Origin of the sequence: Streptomyces sp. NPDC096013 (genome assembly GCF_044763565.1) — a bacterium.
Lineage (GTDB): Bacteria > Actinomycetota > Actinomycetes > Streptomycetales > Streptomycetaceae > Streptomyces.
In genome coordinates this window covers 314,634-332,656 of record NZ_JBIWGK010000007.1, presented here as the reverse complement: position 1 = coordinate 332,656, position 18,023 = coordinate 314,634, and the positions used below count along the sequence as shown (strand labels likewise).

The 18,023-nt window shown below is 71.9% G+C and carries 16 protein-coding genes; 6 read left to right on the top strand and 10 right to left on the bottom strand.

Annotated features, from left to right (window positions below; translation table 11 throughout):
• The first annotated feature begins 92 nt into the window (after positions 1–92).
• Together ACIRB1_RS25055 and ACIRB1_RS25050 are read left to right on the top strand one after the other, a co-directional pair.
• Complete coding sequence (locus tag ACIRB1_RS25055; RefSeq protein ID WP_403467037.1) at positions 93–1,673, top strand: von Willebrand factor type A domain-containing protein; 1,581 nt, start codon at positions 93–95, stop codon at positions 1,671–1,673.
• 95 nt (positions 1,674–1,768) lie between these two features.
• Complete coding sequence (locus tag ACIRB1_RS25050) at positions 1,769–3,706, top strand: AMP-dependent synthetase/ligase (protein ID WP_403467036.1); 1,938 nt, start codon at positions 1,769–1,771, stop codon at positions 3,704–3,706.
• Between the two features lie 74 nt (positions 3,707–3,780).
• Here the strand turns inward: ACIRB1_RS25050 and ACIRB1_RS25045 are convergent, their stop codons facing one another.
• Positions 3,781–4,191 (bottom strand): rodlin, encoded by a 411-nt coding sequence (locus ACIRB1_RS25045; protein ID WP_352182463.1) that lies wholly within the window; start codon positions 4,189–4,191, stop codon positions 3,781–3,783.
• 246 nt (positions 4,192–4,437) lie between these two features.
• Positions 4,438–4,851 carry a rodlin gene (locus tag ACIRB1_RS25040; protein ID WP_352182464.1) on the bottom strand — a complete coding sequence of 138 codons (414 nt, stop codon included), beginning with the start codon at positions 4,849–4,851 and terminating at the stop codon, positions 4,438–4,440.
• Positions 4,852–5,042: 191 nt separating this feature from the next.
• Between ACIRB1_RS25040 and ACIRB1_RS25035 the strand changes: the two genes are divergently transcribed.
• The 3 genes from ACIRB1_RS25035 to ACIRB1_RS25025 all read left to right on the top strand — a co-directional run bounded on the left by ACIRB1_RS25035 (position 5,043) and on the right by ACIRB1_RS25025 (position 7,213).
• Positions 5,043–5,459, top strand: a complete 417-nt coding sequence (locus ACIRB1_RS25035) for a rodlin (RefSeq protein ID WP_403467035.1) — start codon at positions 5,043–5,045, stop codon at positions 5,457–5,459.
• Positions 5,460–5,747: 288 nt separating this feature from the next.
• Positions 5,748–5,975, top strand: coding sequence for a chaplin ChpD (chpD, locus tag ACIRB1_RS25030; protein WP_026178071.1), 228 nt, complete (start codon positions 5,748–5,750; stop codon positions 5,973–5,975).
• 101 nt (positions 5,976–6,076) lie between these two features.
• The gene (locus ACIRB1_RS25025) at positions 6,077–7,213 is read left to right on the top strand and encodes a chaplin (RefSeq protein WP_403467034.1); all 1,137 of its coding nucleotides are present in this window, start codon (positions 6,077–6,079) and stop codon (positions 7,211–7,213) included.
• Positions 7,214–7,265: 52 nt separating this feature from the next.
• Here ACIRB1_RS25025 and ACIRB1_RS25020 read toward each other — a convergent pair whose 3' ends face one another.
• On the bottom strand, positions 7,266–8,522 hold the full coding sequence (locus tag ACIRB1_RS25020) for an NAD(P)-binding domain-containing protein (RefSeq protein WP_403467033.1): 1,257 nt from the start codon (positions 8,520–8,522) through the stop codon (positions 7,266–7,268).
• On the bottom strand, positions 8,522–9,832 hold the full coding sequence (locus tag ACIRB1_RS25015; protein ID WP_403467032.1) for an ATP-grasp domain-containing protein: 1,311 nt from the start codon (positions 9,830–9,832) through the stop codon (positions 8,522–8,524). The genes ACIRB1_RS25020 and ACIRB1_RS25015 overlap by 1 nt, the downstream gene beginning before the upstream one ends.
• Positions 9,833–9,985: 153 nt before the next feature.
• Here ACIRB1_RS25015 and ACIRB1_RS25010 point away from each other — a divergent pair, with 153 nt between their 5' ends.
• Positions 9,986–11,329, top strand: coding sequence for a glycoside hydrolase family 26 protein (locus tag ACIRB1_RS25010; protein WP_403467031.1), 1,344 nt, complete (start codon positions 9,986–9,988; stop codon positions 11,327–11,329).
• A gap of 22 nt (positions 11,330–11,351) precedes the next feature.
• On the opposite strand, the gene ACIRB1_RS25005 is transcribed toward ACIRB1_RS25010, so the two are convergent.
• The 6 genes from ACIRB1_RS25005 to ACIRB1_RS24980 are packed head-to-tail and all read right to left on the bottom strand — an operon-like array spanning position 11,352 to position 18,011.
• The gene (locus tag ACIRB1_RS25005) at positions 11,352–12,455 is read right to left on the bottom strand and encodes a GNAT family N-acetyltransferase (protein ID WP_352182470.1); all 1,104 of its coding nucleotides are present in this window, start codon (positions 12,453–12,455) and stop codon (positions 11,352–11,354) included.
• The gene (locus tag ACIRB1_RS25000) at positions 12,452–13,084 is read right to left on the bottom strand and encodes a lipopolysaccharide biosynthesis protein (protein WP_403467030.1); all 633 of its coding nucleotides are present in this window, start codon (positions 13,082–13,084) and stop codon (positions 12,452–12,454) included. Before ACIRB1_RS25000 ends, ACIRB1_RS25005 begins: the two co-directional genes overlap by 4 nt.
• Positions 13,081–14,232: a glycosyltransferase gene (locus tag ACIRB1_RS24995; protein ID WP_352182472.1), complete on the bottom strand. Its 1,152-nt coding sequence runs from the start codon at positions 14,230–14,232 to the stop codon at positions 13,081–13,083. Before ACIRB1_RS24995 ends, ACIRB1_RS25000 begins: the two co-directional genes overlap by 4 nt.
• The gene (locus ACIRB1_RS24990; RefSeq protein ID WP_352182473.1) at positions 14,229–14,987 is read right to left on the bottom strand and encodes a polysaccharide deacetylase family protein; all 759 of its coding nucleotides are present in this window, start codon (positions 14,985–14,987) and stop codon (positions 14,229–14,231) included. The genes ACIRB1_RS24995 and ACIRB1_RS24990 overlap by 4 nt, the downstream gene beginning before the upstream one ends.
• Entirely contained in the window at positions 14,971–16,680 is a 1,710-nt protein-coding gene (gene murJ, locus ACIRB1_RS24985) for a murein biosynthesis integral membrane protein MurJ (protein ID WP_403467029.1), read from the bottom strand. The genes ACIRB1_RS24990 and murJ overlap by 17 nt, the downstream gene beginning before the upstream one ends.
• On the bottom strand, positions 16,677–18,011 hold the full coding sequence (locus ACIRB1_RS24980; protein ID WP_403467028.1) for an O-antigen ligase family protein: 1,335 nt from the start codon (positions 18,009–18,011) through the stop codon (positions 16,677–16,679). Before ACIRB1_RS24980 ends, murJ begins: the two co-directional genes overlap by 4 nt.
• Between the last annotated feature and the right edge of the window lie 12 nt (positions 18,012–18,023).

Here is an 18,023-nt window from a genome sequence, read left to right as displayed (position 1 = left end):
ACGCTTCCGCAACTCCCCGTAGCGCACATTCCCACCCCCTCCGCCGTCACAGTCGCAGAAGCCGACGTCAACGGACCGAGGGGGCACGGGAGATGGAGACCGACCGCACACGACCCGGGCAGGAGTACGCCCACCACCGCACCAGGAAACCTCGGCGCCTGCGCGCCACCCTGCTCGCCCTGACCGCGGCGGGCGGCCTGCTCCTCACCGCCTGCGGCGCGGGCGGCGGCAGCGACTCGAACACCTCCAACGCGACCGACCGCACCGGCTTCCCGGCCCCCGCCATCCCCTCCGGCGGTGACCACAGCGGCGAACGGGACGGCGAACAGACCGGCACCCCCGCCGACAAGGTCGCCCCACCCCCCGACTACCTCTCCACCTTCGCCCTCGACGTCGACACCGCCTCCTACGGCTACGCCCGCCGCGCCCTCGCCGACGGCCGACGCCCCGACCCCTCGACGATCCGCCCCGAGGAGTTCGTCAACAGCTTCCGCCAGGACTACGACCGCCCCCACGGCAACGGCTTCACGGTCACCGTCGACGGCGCCCGCACCGACCGGAGCGACTGGTCCCTGGTCCGCGTGGGCCTCGCCACCCGGCCCCAGTCCGGGGGGACCTCCACCGCCGAACGCCCGCCCGCCGCCCTGACGTTCGTGATCGACGTCTCCGGCTCCATGAGCGAGCCGGGCCGCCTGGACCTCGCCAAGAAGTCCCTCGACGAGATGACGGACCGCCTCCACGACGACGACTCCGTCGCACTCGTCACCTTCAGCGACGAGGCCGAGACCGTCCTCCCGATGACCCGCCTGGGCGGCCACCGAGGCCAAGTCCACAACGCCGTGGACGAGTTGGAGACCCAGTCCTCCACCAACCTCGGCGCGGGCGTCGAGACCGGCTACGCCACCGCCACCGAGGGCCTCCGCGAAGGCGCCACCAAGCGCGTCGTCCTCATCTCCGACGGACTCGCCAACACCGGTGACACCAAGCCCGATTCGATCCTCGACCGCATCGCCCACGAACGCCGCGACCACGGCATCACCCTCTTCGGAGTGGGCGTCGGCAGCGACTACGGCGACGCCCTGATGGAGAAACTCGCCGACAAGGGCGACGGCCACACCGCCTACGTCGCCGACGACGCCGACGCCCACAAGGTCTTCGTCGACCAGCTCCCGCAGAACATCGACCTCACCGCCCGCGACGCCAAGGCCCAGGTCGCCTTCGACCCCGAGACGGTCGAGCGGTTCCGCCTCATCGGCTACGAGGACCGCAAGGTCGCCGACCACGACTTCCGCAACGACAAGGTCGACGGCGGCGAGATCGGCCCCGGCCACACCGTCACCGCCCTCTACGCCGTCCGCACCAGGCCCGGCGCCGAGGGCCACCTCGCCACCGCGAGCGTCCGCTGGCTCGACCCGAACACCCGCGCCCCGCACGAGGAATCGGGCCAGCTGGAGACCGGCGCCCTGCACGACTCCCTGGGCAGCGCCCCGGCCACCTTCCAAGTCGACGCCGTGGCCGCCTACTTCGCCGACACCCTCCGCTCCACGGAGCTGCCCGGCAACCCCGGCCTCACCGAACTCGGCACCCGCGCCCACACATTGGCGAAGGAGACCGAGGACAAGGACGTACGCCAACTCGCCGAGGCGATCGACGAGGCACGCCGGACGGACTGAACCCACCGGAACGCACAGACCCCATTGACCTTCCCCTACTTGCGAGTAAGTTGACGCCCCAGCCACCGTCTCACCGTCGACCGGGAGCAGTCGCCATGGGCGTACGCAAGGACCTGAAGCGGGCGCGGCAACGCACCGACCTGGCGGCCCGCACCCGGGTCGAACTCACCAGGGACGAGCGGGGCGTCGTACGCGAGGCGAGCACACCGCCCCTCGTCCCGCGCCCGACGACCGGCAGCACCGCCGACCTCCCGTTCACCAACGCGGCGGAGGCCCCCGACACGGTGGTCCTCCGCCGCGAACAGCACGGCACCTGGCACCCCGTCACGGCGACCGCCTTCGCCCGCGAAGTCACCGCCACGGCCAAGGGGTTGGTGGCGGCGGGCCTCGAACCCGGCGGCCGGGTCGCGGTCATGTCCCGCACCCGCTACGAGTGGACGGTCCTCGACTTCGCCGTCTGGGCGGCCGGCGGCCAGACCGTGCCGATCTACGCGACCTCCTCCGCCGAGCAGGTGGAGTGGATCGTCCGGGACTCGGCCACCCGCTTCGTCCTCACGGAGACACCCGAGAACACCGGCACGGTCACCGCCGCCACCGCCCGCCACCCCCAACCCCCGCGCGTCTGGCAGCTGGACGCCGGAGCCATGGCCGAACTCGCCGCCCTGGGCGAGGAGTTGCCCGACGACGAGATCACCAAGCGGCGCGCCTCCCTCTCCCCCGACACGATCGCGACGATCTGCTACACCTCCGGCACCACCGGACGCCCCAAGGGCTGCGTCCTCACCCACGCCAACCTGCACGCCGAGGCCGCGAACCTGGTCGAGCTGCTGCACCCGCTCTTCACGGAGGTCACCGGCCAGGTCGCCTCGACACTCCTGTTCCTCCCGCTCGCGCACATCATGGGCCGCACCCTCCAGATCTCCTGCCTGATGGCCCGTATCGAGGTCGGCCACTGCCCGAGCATCAAGCCCGACGAACTCCGCCCGGCGCTGAAGGAGTTCAGGCCCACGTTCCTGGTCGGCGTGCCCTACCTCTTCGAGAAGATCCACGCCACCGGCCGCGCCACCGCCGAGAAGCTGGGCCGCGCCGCCTCCTTCGACCGCGCCGACCGCGTCGCGGTCCGCTTCGGCGCCGCCTACCTCGACAGGTTCCTCGGCACCGGCAAGGGCCCCGGCCCCGCCCTCTACGCCGCGTGGGCCCTCTACGACCTGCTGGTGTACCGCCGTATCCGCAAGGAACTCGGCGGCCGCATGCGGTACGCGATCAGCGGCGGCTCCCCGCTCGACCGCGACCTCAACCTCTTCTTCTCGGCCGCCGGAATCATCGTCTACGAGGGCTACGGCCTCACCGAGACGACCGCCGCCGCCACCGTCGTCCCGCCCCTGCGGCCCCGCCCCGGCACGGTCGGCCTCCCGGTCCCCGGCACCGCGATCCGCATCGCCGACGATGGCGAGGTGCTCATCAGGGGCGGGGTGGTCTTCGGCGCCTACTGGAACGACCCGGCGGCCACCGACGCCGTACTGAAGGACCAGTGGTTCGCGACCGGTGACCTCGGCGCGCTCGACGAGGACGGCTATCTCACCATCACCGGCCGCAAGAAGGACATCCTCGTCACCAACGGCGGCAAGAACGTCTCCCCGGCCGTCCTGGAGGACCGCCTGCGCAGCCGCGCCCCGGTCGGCCAGTGCCTGGTCGTCGGCGACAACCGCCCCTACGTCGCCGCCCTGATCACGCTCGACCCCGAGGCCCTCGCCCACTGGCTGTCGGTGCGCGGGCTTCCCGCGGACACCCCGCTCGCCGACCTCGTCGAGGACCCGCGTCTGCGCGCCGACGTCCAGAAGGCCGTCGACCACGCCAACCAGGCCGTCTCCCGCGCCGAGTCCATCCGCGCCTTCGCCCTGATCGAGGGCGAGTTCACCGAGGACAACGGCCTGCTCACCCCGTCCCTCAAACTCCGGCGCCATGTGGCGACGGCGGCCTACGCGGAGGACATCGAGGCCCTCTACGCGCGGCCCGAGTCGCGGCGGCCGTAGCGGAGTCGGTGTCACGACACGGAAGAGCGGGCCGCCGAGGTGCTCGGCGGCCCGCTCCTGTGGTGCTGGTGGGGTCAGCTGCCCACGGCGCCGTTGCCCGACAGGACCGGGATGTTGTCCAGGATGTGCGACAGCGGCTCGTCGCCCTTGGCCTGGGTGGAGTTCTCGGTGCACTGCTGGTTCTGCGGGGCCGAGAGGATCGGCACGTCCTGCAGGACGGTGATCGGCACGAGGCCGACCAGCGAGGCCAGGTTCGCCTTGACGGGCAGGCCGATGCAGGGCTTGTTCAGGGTGCCCTGAACAAGGGAGAGCTGGGGGCTCATGTCGCCCTTGGTCTCCTGGTTGCCGTACTTCTGCTCGGCGCCGTTGCCCTGGGTGGTGGTGACACCGTCGTCGTTGCCGATCGCCATCGCCGGGGTGGCGACGGCAGCCGAGACACCGGCGATGGAGGCGGCAACAGCCGCGGTCGCCCACAGCTTCTTCATGTTCAATCCCTTTCGGAGGACGGACTCCCGTTGCGGAGCCGCGCGATGATCAACTGGGTGCACGCCGCTTTGGTTGCGGCATCTGCACCGAATGGAGCAATAAGTCGGCTTACCCGCAGGCGAGTTGGCGCGCTCCGGGGCGGGTCGCTCGACGGGGGCCGCTGCCTGCTGGGGAAGGCAGGAATCCTGAATGGCAAACCAACGGGCCGCCGAGAGTTCGACGGCCCGCGGTGAACGTCCGCGAGGTCAGCTGCCCGCAGAGCCGTTGCCCGACAGGACCGGGATGTTGTCCAGGATGTGCGACAGCGGCTCGTCGCCCTTGGCCTGGGTGGAGTTCTCGGTGCACTGCTGGTTCTGCGGCGCGGAGAGGATCGGCACGTCCTGCGCGACGGTGATCGGCACGAGGCCGACCAGCGAGGCCAGGTTCGCCTTGGCGGGCAGGCCGATGCAGGGCTTGTTCAGCGAACCCTGGATGAGCGCCATCTGCGGGCTCATGTTGCCGTACGTGGCCTGGTTGCCGTAGATCTGCTCGGCGCCGTTGCCGTTCGTCGTGGTGACGCCGTTGTCGTTACCGATCGCCATCGCCGGGGCGGCGACGGCAGCCGAGGCTCCGACGACGGAAGCGGCGACAGCCGCAGCAGCCATAACCTTCTTGATCACTTGCGTGGTCCCTTCTGGAGTAACCCCGTCCACCGGAGCGACCTGAACAACTGGCACCCGGCCGCATGGTTGCTCCGATTCACTCCAATGGCCCAGATGAATCCAACCGGGTGAAGCCACGCAACCAATCCGGCCCGCCCCTGTTGATGGGGGAGCAGGAATTGTGTCTCTGCCAGGAAAGGACCGCAGAAATGCTCAAGAAGGCAATGGCTGCGACGGCTGTCGCGGCTTCCGTCGTCGGCGTCTCGGCGACGGCCGCCCCGCAGGCGCTGGCCATCGGCAACGACAACGGCGTCACCACGGTCAACGGGAACGGTGCCGAGCAGGCCTATGGCAACGCCAAGACGGTCGGCGACATGAGCCCCCAGCTGTCGCTCGCCCAGGGCGACCTGAACAAGCTCTGCCTCGGGGTGCCGGTCAAGGCGAACCTGGCTTCGCTGGTGGGCGTGCTGGTGCCGGTCACCGTCCTTCAGGACGTGCCGATCCTCTCGGCCCCGCAGAACCAGCAGTGTGCCGAGAACTCCACCCAGGCCAAGGGCGACGAGCCGCTGTCGCACATCGCCGACAACATCCCGGTGCTGTCCGGCAACGGAGCCATCGGCAGCTGACCGTACGCCTGAGTGTGACCCGGGCGGCCCGCCGGAATGTCCGTGCGGGTCGCCCGGTTTGCTGAACAAAGCTGTCTTCCCTTGAAGAGAAGCGTTTCTGCGTGGATGTCGTCATCCTGTCAATTCGGTGCGGACGATCGAGTGAATTGTCAGGTGACACGCGTTCTTGAGTTTCTTCCTGTGGCTGTCCCTCGTTTTACAGGGTGCAGGTCATGGTGCGAGCCGTCCAGGCTGTGCTCGCTCGGTTTCGGCCGTCAATTAGGCATGACCGCAGAGAAGGGAACGTTCATGAAGAAGAGCGCTGCTGTTGTCGCTGGTGCGATCATGGCTCTCGGTATGGCCGCCCCGGCCTTCGCCGACGCCGGTGCCGAGGGTGCCGCCATCGGTTCGCCGGGTGTCCTCTCGGGCAACGTGGTCCAGGTTCCCGTGCACATCCCCGTCAACGTGTGCGGCAACTCGATCGACGTGATCGGCCTGCTGAACCCGGCGTTCGGCAACACGTGCGTCAACGACTGACGACGTAACACCCCAGCCGTTCCGGCTGTTTCATGGCCGGCCTTGGACAGTTTCCGCTTCCAAGGCCGGCTTTTCCCACTTCAAGCAGGAAGACAACGAGATTGCGACAGACCCTGGGTAAGGGAATGGTCGCGGCGGCCGCCGCGACAAGCATTCTGTCCCTGTGCGGCAGCCCCGCCGTGGCCGACACGTACGCCGGCGGCGCTGCTACGGATTCGCCGGGCGTCCTGTCCGGCAACAGCCTCAAGGTCCCGGTCGACGTACCGGTCAACGCTTGCGGCAACACCGCCGACGGGGTGTCCGGGCTGAACCCGACGTTCGGCAACTCCTGCGCCGGCGGCACGGACCACCGGCACAGCGAGCACGCCTCCCACACCGGCCACCACCGGTCGCCCGCTCCGTCCTACGGCGACGTGTACGGCGACTCCGACGACGACTCGGGCTACGGCTCCGGAGACGACTCGGGGTACGGCTCCCGGGAGGACTCCGGGTACGGACACGGGGACCACACGAGGTACGGCTCCGGGTACGCGGATTACACGGGTTACGGCTCCGGGTACGGGCATCACACGGGTTACGGCTCCGGGGATCACTCGGGTTACGGCTCCGGGGATCACACGGGGTATGGCTCCGGGGATCACTCGGGTTACGGCTCCGGGGACCACACCGGCTACGGCCACGGTCACCACGTGGGCCACGGCCACGGTCTCCACGTGGGTCACGGCCACCGGGACCACTCCGGCTACGGCACCCCGGACTGCGAGGAGACGCCGCCTCCCACGGGCGGACACCACTCGCCCCCTCCGCACCACACGCCTCCGCCCCCGCACCACACCCCGCCCCCGCACCACACGCCTCCGGGTGGCCACCACACGCCCCCTCCGCACCACACCCCGCCCCCTACGGGTGGGCACCACACGCCCCCTCCCGGCGGTGGGCACCACACGCCTCCCCCTACGGGTGGGCACCACCACACCCCGCCTCCCGGTGGCGGGCACCACACGCCGCCTCCGAGCGGTGGGCACCACACCCCGCCTCCCGGTGGTGGCGAGCACACCCCGCCTCCTCCCATGGGCGTGCACCACACGCCTCCGCCCTCCGGTGGGGAGCACACCCCGCCGCCCGTTCTGGCGCACACCGGCAGTGAGGCCATGCTGGCCGCCTCGGCCGTCAGTGCCGCGCTGATCGCGGGTGGCACGATCCTCTACCGACGAGGCCGAGCCGCGTCCCGTAGGTGATGTACGCGGGGTGCCGGACGTCTCCGCCCGGCACACCCGCACCGCCCGTGCCTCAGCGCCGGGCGAGGTTCGGCGTGCTCCGTCGTCCCGGGGCCGGGATCATGCCCGTGCGCGGTTCCGAGTGCAGCCGGCGCCGGACTCCCCGCACCAGCGCGCCCGCCGTGTACGTGGCGCCGTGCACGAAGCGCATCGCCGGTCCGAAGCTCGCGGCCGTCACCAGGCCCGCCATGAACAGGCCCGGGTGCGAGGACTCGAAGTCCCGGCCCACTTCGGGGGAACCGTCGCCCACCGTCGCCAGGTTGCCCCTCAACTCACTTGAGAGCAGCCCGAGTCGGCCGGTCGTGGCCCTGAACCCCGTTGCCGCGATGACGTGTTCGGTGTCCAGGGAGCGGGTCCCGCCCTCCCGGCTCACCGTCTCCAGGCGTACCCTGCCCGGCACCGCGTCGGCCGCCGCGACCTCGTGGCCCAGCAGCACCTCCACCGCCGGTTCGACCCGGTCCCGCACCCACCAGGCGCCCGCGGGGCCGAGTGCCGTGGCGGCGATCCTGGCCCGGGTCGACTCGGGGAGGCGGTGGAAGAGGCCGGGGCGTTCCGCGTAGAACCAGTTGCGCCAGCCGCAGCCCAGGCCGCTGTGCGGGGAGCGGGCCGACTGCCACCACGGGCGTTCCCAGGCGGGCGGCACGTCGTTCCAGAACAGTTCGTCGGCGCGGGCCACCACCCGTACCCGCGTGCCCTGTTCGGCGAGCAGCGCGGCCGTCTCCAGTGCCGCCTGGCCGCCGCCGATCACCGTGACGTCCTTGCCGCGGAAGTCGTCCAGGGCGCTGTGGTGGCTGCTGTGCGAGACGAGGGAGCGGTCCAACCCCCGCAGTGCGGAGGGGATTTCGACGAACGGCATGACACCGACCGCGAGTGCGACGGTGCGGGCGTGCAGCACGGTGCCGTCGTCGGTGACCGCCTCGAAGCCGCCCGGCACCGGCGCGATGCGCTCCACCGTGCGCTCGTCGACCTCGGGCACGGCGTTGCGCGCGAACCACAGGCCGTAGTCGGCGAACATCTCGACCGGGATCGGCTCGCCGTGCCGGGACGTCACGCCCTGGCCCGCGCAGTACACGTCGAGCGGCCAACGGCCCTCGGGGTCGGAGAGGTTGGAGGCCCAGGGCTCCGACTTGAGGAACATGCCGCGGGGCATGTGGTCGCGCCAGGATGCCATCGGCCGGCCGAAGACGCGCAGGTTCAGCCCGGCGGACGCGGCGTGGGACGCGATGGACAGGCCGTACGGGCCCGCGCCCACCACCAGCAGGTCGTACATCAGCAGCTGCTCGCTTTCTCGTCGTCGGTCAACTCGGTCACCTTGGTCAGCCCGGCGGGTGCCACCGGCGTGTTGACGTGGCTCTCGCCCGCCTGGCGCACCACCCGGGCCTCCTTCGGACGGGCCGCGGGGGCTGTCCCGCCCAGCCGCTCGCGCACCTTGCGGAGCACGTGCAGGGCCCACAGTCCCCACATCGCCCGGCCGGGTGCCGGGTCGTCCGGCGCGTGCCAGGCCAGCTCGCTTCCGCCGAGGGCCGGGCGCAGCGCGCTGAGCGGCGCGTAGTTCTCGACCACGAACGTCCGGCCCGGTCGCGGCGACCCGTCCGGCAGCGGACGGTGGGTCAGGTCCAGGTGCTGGGCGCGGACGACGTCCAGGCCCGCGGTGTCGGCGAAGAGCCGGAACTGGGCGCCGGGCCGCGGGTTGAAGTCGAGCAGGTGGTAGCGGCCGGTCGAGCCGCAGCGGCGGAAGTCCAGGTCGAGGATGCCGCGGTAGCCGAGTGAGGCGGTGAGCCGTTCGGCGAGCGCCTGCACCTGCGGGTTGGGCGTCCAGCGGCCCACCGCCGTCAGGCCCGCGCCGCGCGGCCAGGCGCGCTGCTTGCGGCCGGTGCCGCCGCCGCGCAGGGCGCCCGACCGGTCGGCGTAGCCGTGGAAGAACCAGTCGCGGTCGGGCCCGGACGGCAGGAACGTCTGCAACAGCAGCCTGCTGCCCGCCTCCTCGGCGCGCAGGAACAGCTCGCGCGCCTCCTGCGCGCTGTGCACCACGACCGTGCTGCGCAGCCCGGTCCCGGCCGGCACCAGCCAGGGCCGGCTCCACTTCGCGACGACCGGCAGCCCCAGCTGCCACGCGGCGCTCGCCGCCTGCGCCGGGCTCTCCGGGGCCAGCGTCACCGGGTGCGGGATGTCCGCGTCCGCGCACACGGCGGCCAGTTCGGCCTTGTCCGCGACCCGTTCCGACAGTGCGCCGGGCTGCTGCGGGAGCAGGTACGAGGGCGTCAGCTCGTCCCGCAGCCGGCCGACCGCGACGGCGCTCGCGTCGTCCATCGGGATCAGCACGGCGGGACGCGCGATCCCGGCGGCGACCCGCCGCAGTGTGCCGGCGATCTCGGCGGGCGAGGCGCCGGCCGGCGGCGGGGGATGCATCTGGCAGACAAAGCGGGAGGTGCGTACGGGACTTGCGGCGGAAAGGGCGACCACATGCACCTCCACTCCCGCCCGGCCCAATGACCGCACGGCCCCCAGCGTTCCGTGGTGAAAGGGATTCCGGTCGATCCGCAACAGAACTGCGGGGACTCGGGTGTCAAGCAGCGACACGGACTGTTTCCTTCGGTTCGTTTCACCCGTGCGGGCGACAGGTGAACTCGGAAGCCGTAATGGCGGTGGCGTAATTCATATTCATATGACTGAGTGTCAGTAGAAGGAAAAGCAGAGTCGGAACGGAGTACGAGAGTGGAGAGAGGAGCAGACATGGCCCCACAGCAGCGACGGTCCCGGACCGCCCGGCTGGCCTTCATCGCGGCTACGGTCGCCGCGTCGGCGGCCTTCGCGTCGGGTCCCGGGTTCGCGGCGGGAGCGGAGGTGGCGCGGGCCACCGATCCGCCTGCTCCCGTGACCACCACACCCACGACTCCGGCCGTCGTCGCACCGGCGAAGGCGCCCGACGTCCCGAAGACACCCGGGGTCACCAAGGCGCCCGGGGCCACCAACGCGCCCGAGGCCGCCAGGACCCCCGGGCCGAAGGACGCCCCCGCGTTCGGTGCCTTCCTGGACTCCGGGGCCGGCGGGGTCGCCCGGATGGCCGCGCTCAGCGCGTGGCTGGGCGGGGCTGAACTGCGCGTCGGCCACACCTACCTGCCCGGGAACCACTGGAGCGACATCGAGGGCGCCCCCGGTCTCCTCGACGTGTGGGCGGACTGGCGGACCGAGAAGTCCGACCGGATGCTCGTGCTCAACGTGCCGATGCAGGAGGGCAACGAGGAGGGCGTCTCCGACTTCCAGGTGCGGCGGCTGCTCCAGCAGGGCGCGGCCGGTGAGTTCGATCAGCACTTCAGGGCCCTCGCCCGGAGGCTGGTCGACCTGAAGGTGCCGGACACGGTGATCGTGCTCGGCTGGGAGATGAACGGCACGACGTACACCTCTCGCTGCGGGCCGGACCCGGAGGCCTGGAAGAAGTACTGGAACAGGATCGTCACCACGATGCGCTCGGTGCCGGGCCAGAAATTCCGGTTCGACTTCACTCCGAGCCGCGGCCGGGACGCCGTGCCCTGGACGGAGTGCTATCCGGGGGACGACACGGTCGACATCGTCGGAATGGATTCGTACGACCAGCCTTCCGGACTGACGTTCGACGAGCAGGTGAAAGAGCCCTACGGACTTCAGGCACACGTGGACTTCGCGAAATCCCACGGCAAGCCGATTTCCTATCCTGAATGGGGACTCTTCCGAAACGGGGACAACGCGGAGTACATGAAGCGGATGCTCGCCTGGATGGACGAGCACAAACCGCTGTACAACACGGTGACCGACTACTGCCCGCACGGTGTGTGGCAGTGCTCGCAGAACCCGAAGTCGTCCAAGATCTACCGTTCGGTGCTGTTCGGCCGCACCGAGGACACGAACACGACACCGACCGCGCCCACCACACCCACCACACCCACGACTCCGGTCACCCCGGAGCCGGCCAAGCCCGTCACACCGCCCACCCCGACGCACCCGGCCAACTGCTCGCCGGTCGAGCTGGGCGACTGGGTGGAGTACTGGCTCGGCGGGAAGCTGTGCGTGAAGTTCGACTGGTGGCAGCGCGACCGCTGAGCCGGCGGTGGCGGGGGGCCGCTCACGGTCCGTCGCCACCGCGTTCCTTCCACTTCCGCACGAGCACCTTGCCCCGCCGGCGCGCGGCGACATCGCAGACGACCGCCCCCATCAGCGGCGCCGTCCGCCGCCGGGCCAGCAACAGCCTCTGGTTGACGACCGGTTCGGGCCGCCAGTGGTGCTTGTACGGTTCGTCCCCGCGCAGCAGGCTCAGCGTGCGCGGCTCGTCGGCACCGGTGTGCTCGGCACACGCGTCGAGCAGCATCACCGCGACATCCGCCTTCCGCTCCCGCAGCCGCGGATGCGCGCCGTAGAGATAACCTCCCGCGAGCCGCCGCGACAACAGCGTCAGATCTACGGCGACCACGTCCTCGTCGAGCCGGAACTCGGTGACGACGGCGTCGCCGGAGCGGACCATCGGCCCGACCGAGCGCACCAGGTGTTCGCAGAACCGGGACTGGAGGTGCTCGGCCGTCACCTTCCGTCCCTGCCACTGGAGTTGGTGCAGTTCCAGCAGCCGCCGCAGCGCTCCGTCCACGTCGTCCGGCTGTACGACGTGCCGCTCGACGCCGAGCGCGGTGAGCTTGCGGAGTTTGGCGCGGACGCGCTGGGCCTTGGAGGAGGGCAGGCGGGCGACCAGGTCGGCCATCGGCACCGCGGGCAGCTCCAGGCACAGCGAGTCGTGGACGCGGCGGCGCGGGCCGCGCCAGTGGTCGTAGACGCGTTCGACCGCGCCGCCGGGGCGTACCTCGCGGAAGTCGATCAGCGCGGTGCGGGCGGCGGAGGCGAGGGCCTCGGTGAGCGCGGCGACGGCCGGCTCGCCGTGTTCGTCGTCCAGCAGGACATCGCCGTAGTCGGAGATCGCGCCGCCGAGCGGGACCAGTGAGGGGACCGGGCTCCGGACGAGCATCAGGGGCGCGGCGGCGACGAGTTCGCGGCCGTCGCGGACAACGAGCAGGCGCAGGCGGCCCGTTCGGCCGTAGGACAGCCACCAGGAGTGCAGCCAGGCGTGGGACTGGAACGGGGTCGCCGCGCCGGACCTCTGGTACAACCGGCCCCAGGCCGGGGCCAGTTCGGCGAACTGCTGGGCGTCGGTGACGAGTTCGGTCGAGTACACCGGTGTCACAGGACGTCGGCCGCGGTGGCCGGGCTGGGAACGGAGGCGGGGCGGCCGGTCTCGTCGGTGGTGCGGCGCGGGCGGACGAGCAGCAGCAGACCGCCGAGGAGACCGCCCGCGCTCGCGCCGACCAGGCCGGTCACCGCGGCCGAGGCGGAGGAGGGGCCGGCCGGCTTGATGGCGCGGGCGAAGCTCTGGAGTTCGACGTGGGTCGAGCCCTTCGCGTCGTTCGCGTGCACGGTCAGCGAGCGGGAGACGGCGTTGGCCATGTCGGCGGCGAGGTCGGCACGCGCGGAGGTGGCCGTGACGGCGACCATCGGCGCGTCCGGCGAGGTCGCCGTCTGCACGCTCGACTGCAACGTCTTCACCGGCACACCCGCCCACACCTGCGCGTCCCCGAGCACCGCGAGCTGGGTGGCGACCCGGCCGTAGGCCTGCGCGAAGCCGAGGGCGGTGGAGGAGTCGGCCTTGTCGGTGGGGACGGCGATGACGTAGCTGGTGGCCGTGTACGTCGGGGCCTTGACGACGCCGTACGCCCCGCCGAGCAGGCCGCCGGTCACGGCGCCGGCCGCGAGGAGGGTCCAGGCCGGGAGGGCTTTCGCGCGGCTGAGGGGGCGGTGCTGTCGGATCTCGGTCATGAGGAACTGGCTCCCTGGGGTACGGGGGACGGCGACGACGTGGAGACCGCCGCGTACACGTCCATGAGGTGGGCGGCGCTGCGGGTGATGCAGTAGTGGTGGGCGGCGTCCGGGGCGGTGCGCGGACGCGGGCCCTGCGCGCGGGCCGCCGCCAGCGCGCGGGCGAAGACCTCGGGGCCGCCCTGGACCCGGCGGGCGGCGGGCGCGGCCTGCGGGGGGAGGTCCTCGATGGCCGGGCAGGACGCGTAGAGCACGGGCAGCCCGGACGCGAGTCCCTCGACGACCGCCAGGCCGAAGGCCTCCTCGGGGGACGGCGAGGCGAGCAGGTCCATCGCGGCGGTGAGGGAGGGCAGGTCGGGGCCCGGGGTGCCGTCCGGCACGTAGGGGCGCTCGCCGGTGAACAGGACCCGGTCGGCGACCCCGTAGTCATGGGCCGTACGGCGCAGGAGGTTCTCCTCGGTGCCGCCGCCGACCAGCAACAGCCAGTAGTCGTCCGGGAGTTGGGCCAGCGCGCGGACCAGCACGTCGAAGCGTTTGCCGGCGGCGAGGCGGCCGATGCCGCCGATGACGTACGCGCCCTCCGGGAGGCCGAGGCGCTGGCGGGTGCGCAGCCGCTGGACCGGGTCGAAGCGGAAGCGGGCCAGGTCGATGCCGTTCGGGACGACCGCGATGCGCGGGGCCGGCACGCCCCAGCGCTTGAGGCGTTCGGCGACGGTCGGGGAGACGGCGACCGTGGAGCGGCCCAGGCGTTCGCTGGCGAGGTAGAGGGCGCGGACCCCGGCGCTGAGGTCGCGGCCCTCCATCTGCGAGTCGCCCAGGGAGTGTTCGGTGGCGACGACCGCCTTCACACCCGCGATCCGGGCGGCGAGCCGGCCGTAGACGCAGGCGCGGTAGAGGTGGGTGTGGACGAGGTCGTAGCGGCCGGTGCGGATGAGGCGGACCAGGCGGGGGAGGGCGGCGAGGTCGCGGTTGCCGGTCATGCCGAGGTGGAAGACGCGCACCCCGTCGGCGGTCAGGCCGTCGGCGACCGCGCCCGGGTTGGTGAGCGTCACGACATCGCAGTCGACCGGCACATGGCGTACCAGCAGGCGCAGTTGCTGCTCGGCGCCGCCGACGCCGAGTCCGGTGATGATGTGCAGCGCCTTCATGCCAGGCCCTCCACCGGGCGGCGGCGCAGGCGGTGCAGCCGGTACTTGAGGAACAGGCGTACGGCGGTGTCGTTCTGCCCGATGTGGACGCGGGGGAGCGCGTGCGGGCCGTTGAGGTCGCCGGGGTCGATGGCGCAGGCGTAGGCGTAACCGGCCGCGCGGACGGCGTCCATCGCGCGGGCGTCGACCGTGCCGTAGGGGTAACAGAAGCCGTCCACCGGGGAGTTGGTCAACTCCCTGAGCTTGGACCGGCTTTCGGTGAGCTCGGCGTGCAGGGTGTCGTCGTCCGCCGTGGTGAGGTCGACGTGGGTGAGGCCGTGCGAGCCGATCTCCACGCCCCCGGCGGCGGCTCGGCGGATGCCGTCGGCGGTGAGGAGGGGTTTGCGCGGGCCCTGCGGGTCCCAGGCGTTGTCGCCGCCGAGCCTGCCGGGGAGCACGAAGAGGGTGGCGCCGCAGCCCCAACGGGTGAGCAGGGGAAGGGCGTTGTCGACGAAGTCGGCGTACCCGTCGTCGAAGGTCAGACCGACCAGGCCCTGGCCCTCGCCCCGGGCGCGGGCGGCGAGCAGGTCGGTCATGGAGACGCCCCGCAGACCGCGCCCGCGCAGCCAGCTCAGTTGCTGTGCGAGGCGGTCGGGGGAGACCGTGATGCGATAGGGGTCGTCGGAGCAGTCGCCCACGGAGTGGTACATCGCCACCCACGGGACCGGGCCCGTGACGCGTCTGCCGGTGGTCGGGGAATCAACGGAAGCGGCCATGCGAGAGCCTTCGTGTGACGGAACGTACGGATTCCAGTGCGGGTGCGAAGCCCTGGGCGCCCAGGGCCCAGCCGAGCAGGACGAAGACGACGGTGACGGTGGTGCAGCCGACGGCGAGACCGAGCAGCGGGGAGGGCAGCGCGTGGGCGACGAACGCCCCCGCGATGGTGGCGACCACGGCCGCCCGCACCGGTCGGCTCAGCTCGGTCAGGACCTGCCGGGTACGGATCGGGACGCTGCGCGGGCCCGACCCGTACAGCAGGAGTACGGCGGTGAAGGTGATGCCGGCGGCGTTGGCGACGGTGATGCCGATGACGCCCCAGGAGCCGACCGTCCAGGCGCCGATCCAGGTGGTCACGACGATGCCGGCGGCCATCGCGCCGACCGGGTACCAGGTGGGGCGGCCCGCCGAGAAGTAGGAGCGGACCAGGACGCCGACCAGGGTCTGGCCGAGCAGTCCGAGGGCGTACACGCGCATCACGCCGGCCGTGGCCGCGGTGTCGTGGGCGGTGAACGCGCCTCGCTGGAAGAGGAGTTGGATGATCTGCGGGGCGCAGGCGATCACCGTGGCGGCGCCCAGCAGCACCAGGCAGGCGGCGAGGGCGAGGTCCCGCTCCACGCGGTCGCGGGCCTTCTCCGTGTCGCCCTCGGCGAGCGCCCGCGCGACCACCGGAAAGGTGACCGTGCACAGCATCAGCGAGAGCACCATCGGCATCTGGGCGACCTTCTGCGCGTAGTTCAGATGCGAGATGGCGCCTGCCGGGAGGTTGGAGGCCAGGAAGCGCTCGATCAGTACCTGGGACTGGCGGCAGAGCGCGAAGAGCAGCACCGTGGCCATCAGGGCGAGGTTCATCGGGCGGGGCTCGGCGGGGCGTGTGTCCACGGTGGCGGGCTTGTGACTCGTCAACTGGCGCCACAGTGACGGGAGTTGGGTCAGTGCCATGAGGAAGCCGCCCGCCGCCACGCCGAGGGCCGCCGAGCGGACGCCCCAGTGGGCGCCGAAGGCGTACATCCCGGCGATGATGCCGATGTTGTACGCCACGTAGATCGCGGCCGGGGCGACGAAGCGGCGGTGGGCTCGGAGGGCCGCGCTGCAATAGCCGGCGAGGCCGAAGCTGAGGACGCAGGTGGCGGTGAGGCGGGTGCAGCTGATGGCCAGGGCCGGGTTCGGCAGGCCGGGGGCCAGGGCTTCCACCAGGTAGGGGGCTGTGCCGATGAGCAGTGCCGAGACCGCGACGAACGCCAGCGTGAGGCGGGGGAGGGTGGTGGTGACCAGGGAGCGGACCGGGTCGCCGGGGGCGCCCTGGGCTCTGCGGGCGAGGGCCATGCTGAACGCCGGGATCAGGGCGAAGGCGAGGCCGTCCTCGATCAGGAGGGTGGCGGCGAACTCCGGGATCGTCCAGGCGACGAGGAAGGCGTCCGTTTCGCTGCCCGCGCCGAAGAGGCGGGCCAGGGACTGGTCTCTGGCGAGGCCCAGGAGGGAGCCGGTGAGGGAGAGGACGGCCGTGATCAGGGCGGCCTTGGCCAGGAAGCCGCGGGAGTCCGGGGCGGGGGTGTGCTCCGGCGAGGGGGTCTGGGTGGGGATCTGCGCGGCGTCGATGGCTTTGCGGGCGCCGCGCTGTGGGGGCTGGTCGCGCAGTTCCCCGCCCCCCTTCGCGGGGTTGTCCCGCTCGGTGTTGCCCGTCACCGTCATGGGATCAGGGCCCCCTCGGTCGGCGCGGGGACCGGGGTCCCGGCCGTGGACCGGTTCTCCTCGGTCGCTCCGACCAGGGACCACCATGCCGCCAGGCCGAAGACGACGGCCGTGAGGACCGTGGACGGGCCGCCGATGTCCGCGTAGGCGAAGTCGATCAGTTGCCAGATCAGCAGGCCGGTGGAGACCAGCGCGCAGTCCAGGAACGGGAGTTCGGCGCGGTGGACGCGGAAGAGGCCGCGCAGGGCGCAGACCAGGAGGGCCAGCCAGCTGCCGGCCAGTGTGAGGAGGCCGAGGAGGCCCTGTTCGCTCAGGACCAGGAGGTACATGTTGTGGGGGGAGAGCAGGGGCTGTTTGAGGAAGGCGGCGCCCGCGCCCTCCGTGTCGCTGCCCGAGGACAGGGCCAACGACGCGTTGCCGTCGCGGTGTTCGGGGAAGCCCTTCAGGCCGACGCCGGTCAGCGGGTGTTCGCGCCACATCGCGGTCGCCGCCGCCCACATCGTGTAGCGGTCGATCACCGACTGGTCGGGGGCGTCGGTGACTTGGGTGATGCTGGCGATCCGCTCCTGGAGCATCGCCGTACCGACGCCGAAGCCGCCGACCAGGACCACGGCCGCCGCCGTGACCGCCGCCGCCACCTTCAGGGCGCGGCGCAGGCCCGCCAGGGCCAGGAGCAGCGCGCAGGTCGCGGCCGTCGCGATCCACGCGCCGCGGCTGAAGGAGAGGGCGAGAGGGAGCAGGAGGGCGAAGGCGCAGGCCGCGGCGATGGTTCGCCGGCGGCCGTCGTTCCGGCCCAGGGCCAGGGCCAGGGCGCAGATCAGGCCGAAGGACACGACCGTCGCCATGCCCATCACGTCGGTCGGGCCGAAGGTGCCCACCGCGCGGATGTCCTCGCCCTGGTAGGAGGCGCCGGTCGCGGTGACGTACTGCTTGACGCCGATCGCCCCCTGCCAGACCGCGAGCGCGACGAACGACCAGGCCAGGACACGGAAGTCGCGGCGGTCCCGGATCAGCAGCACGACCGCGGCCGGGACCAGCACGAAGATCTGGAGGTAGCGGCCCAGGCCGCTGAGACCCGCGCCCGGCGAGGACGCGTCCATCGCGGCGATCGACAGGCCCAGGACCGGAAGTCCCATGACCAGCATGGCCGTTGGGGTCAGCGGGCGGCGGCGGTCGCGCAGCAGGCGGATCGCGCAGTACAGCACCACCAGGCCGGAGACCGCGTCGGCCGGACCGGCGCCGCCCTCGCCCGGGGTGAGCGGCAGGCCGAGCAGGGCGATCACGGCGATGACCGGCAGGACGGGGGCGAACGTGTGGACTCGGCGCAGCACGGTCAGCTCCCC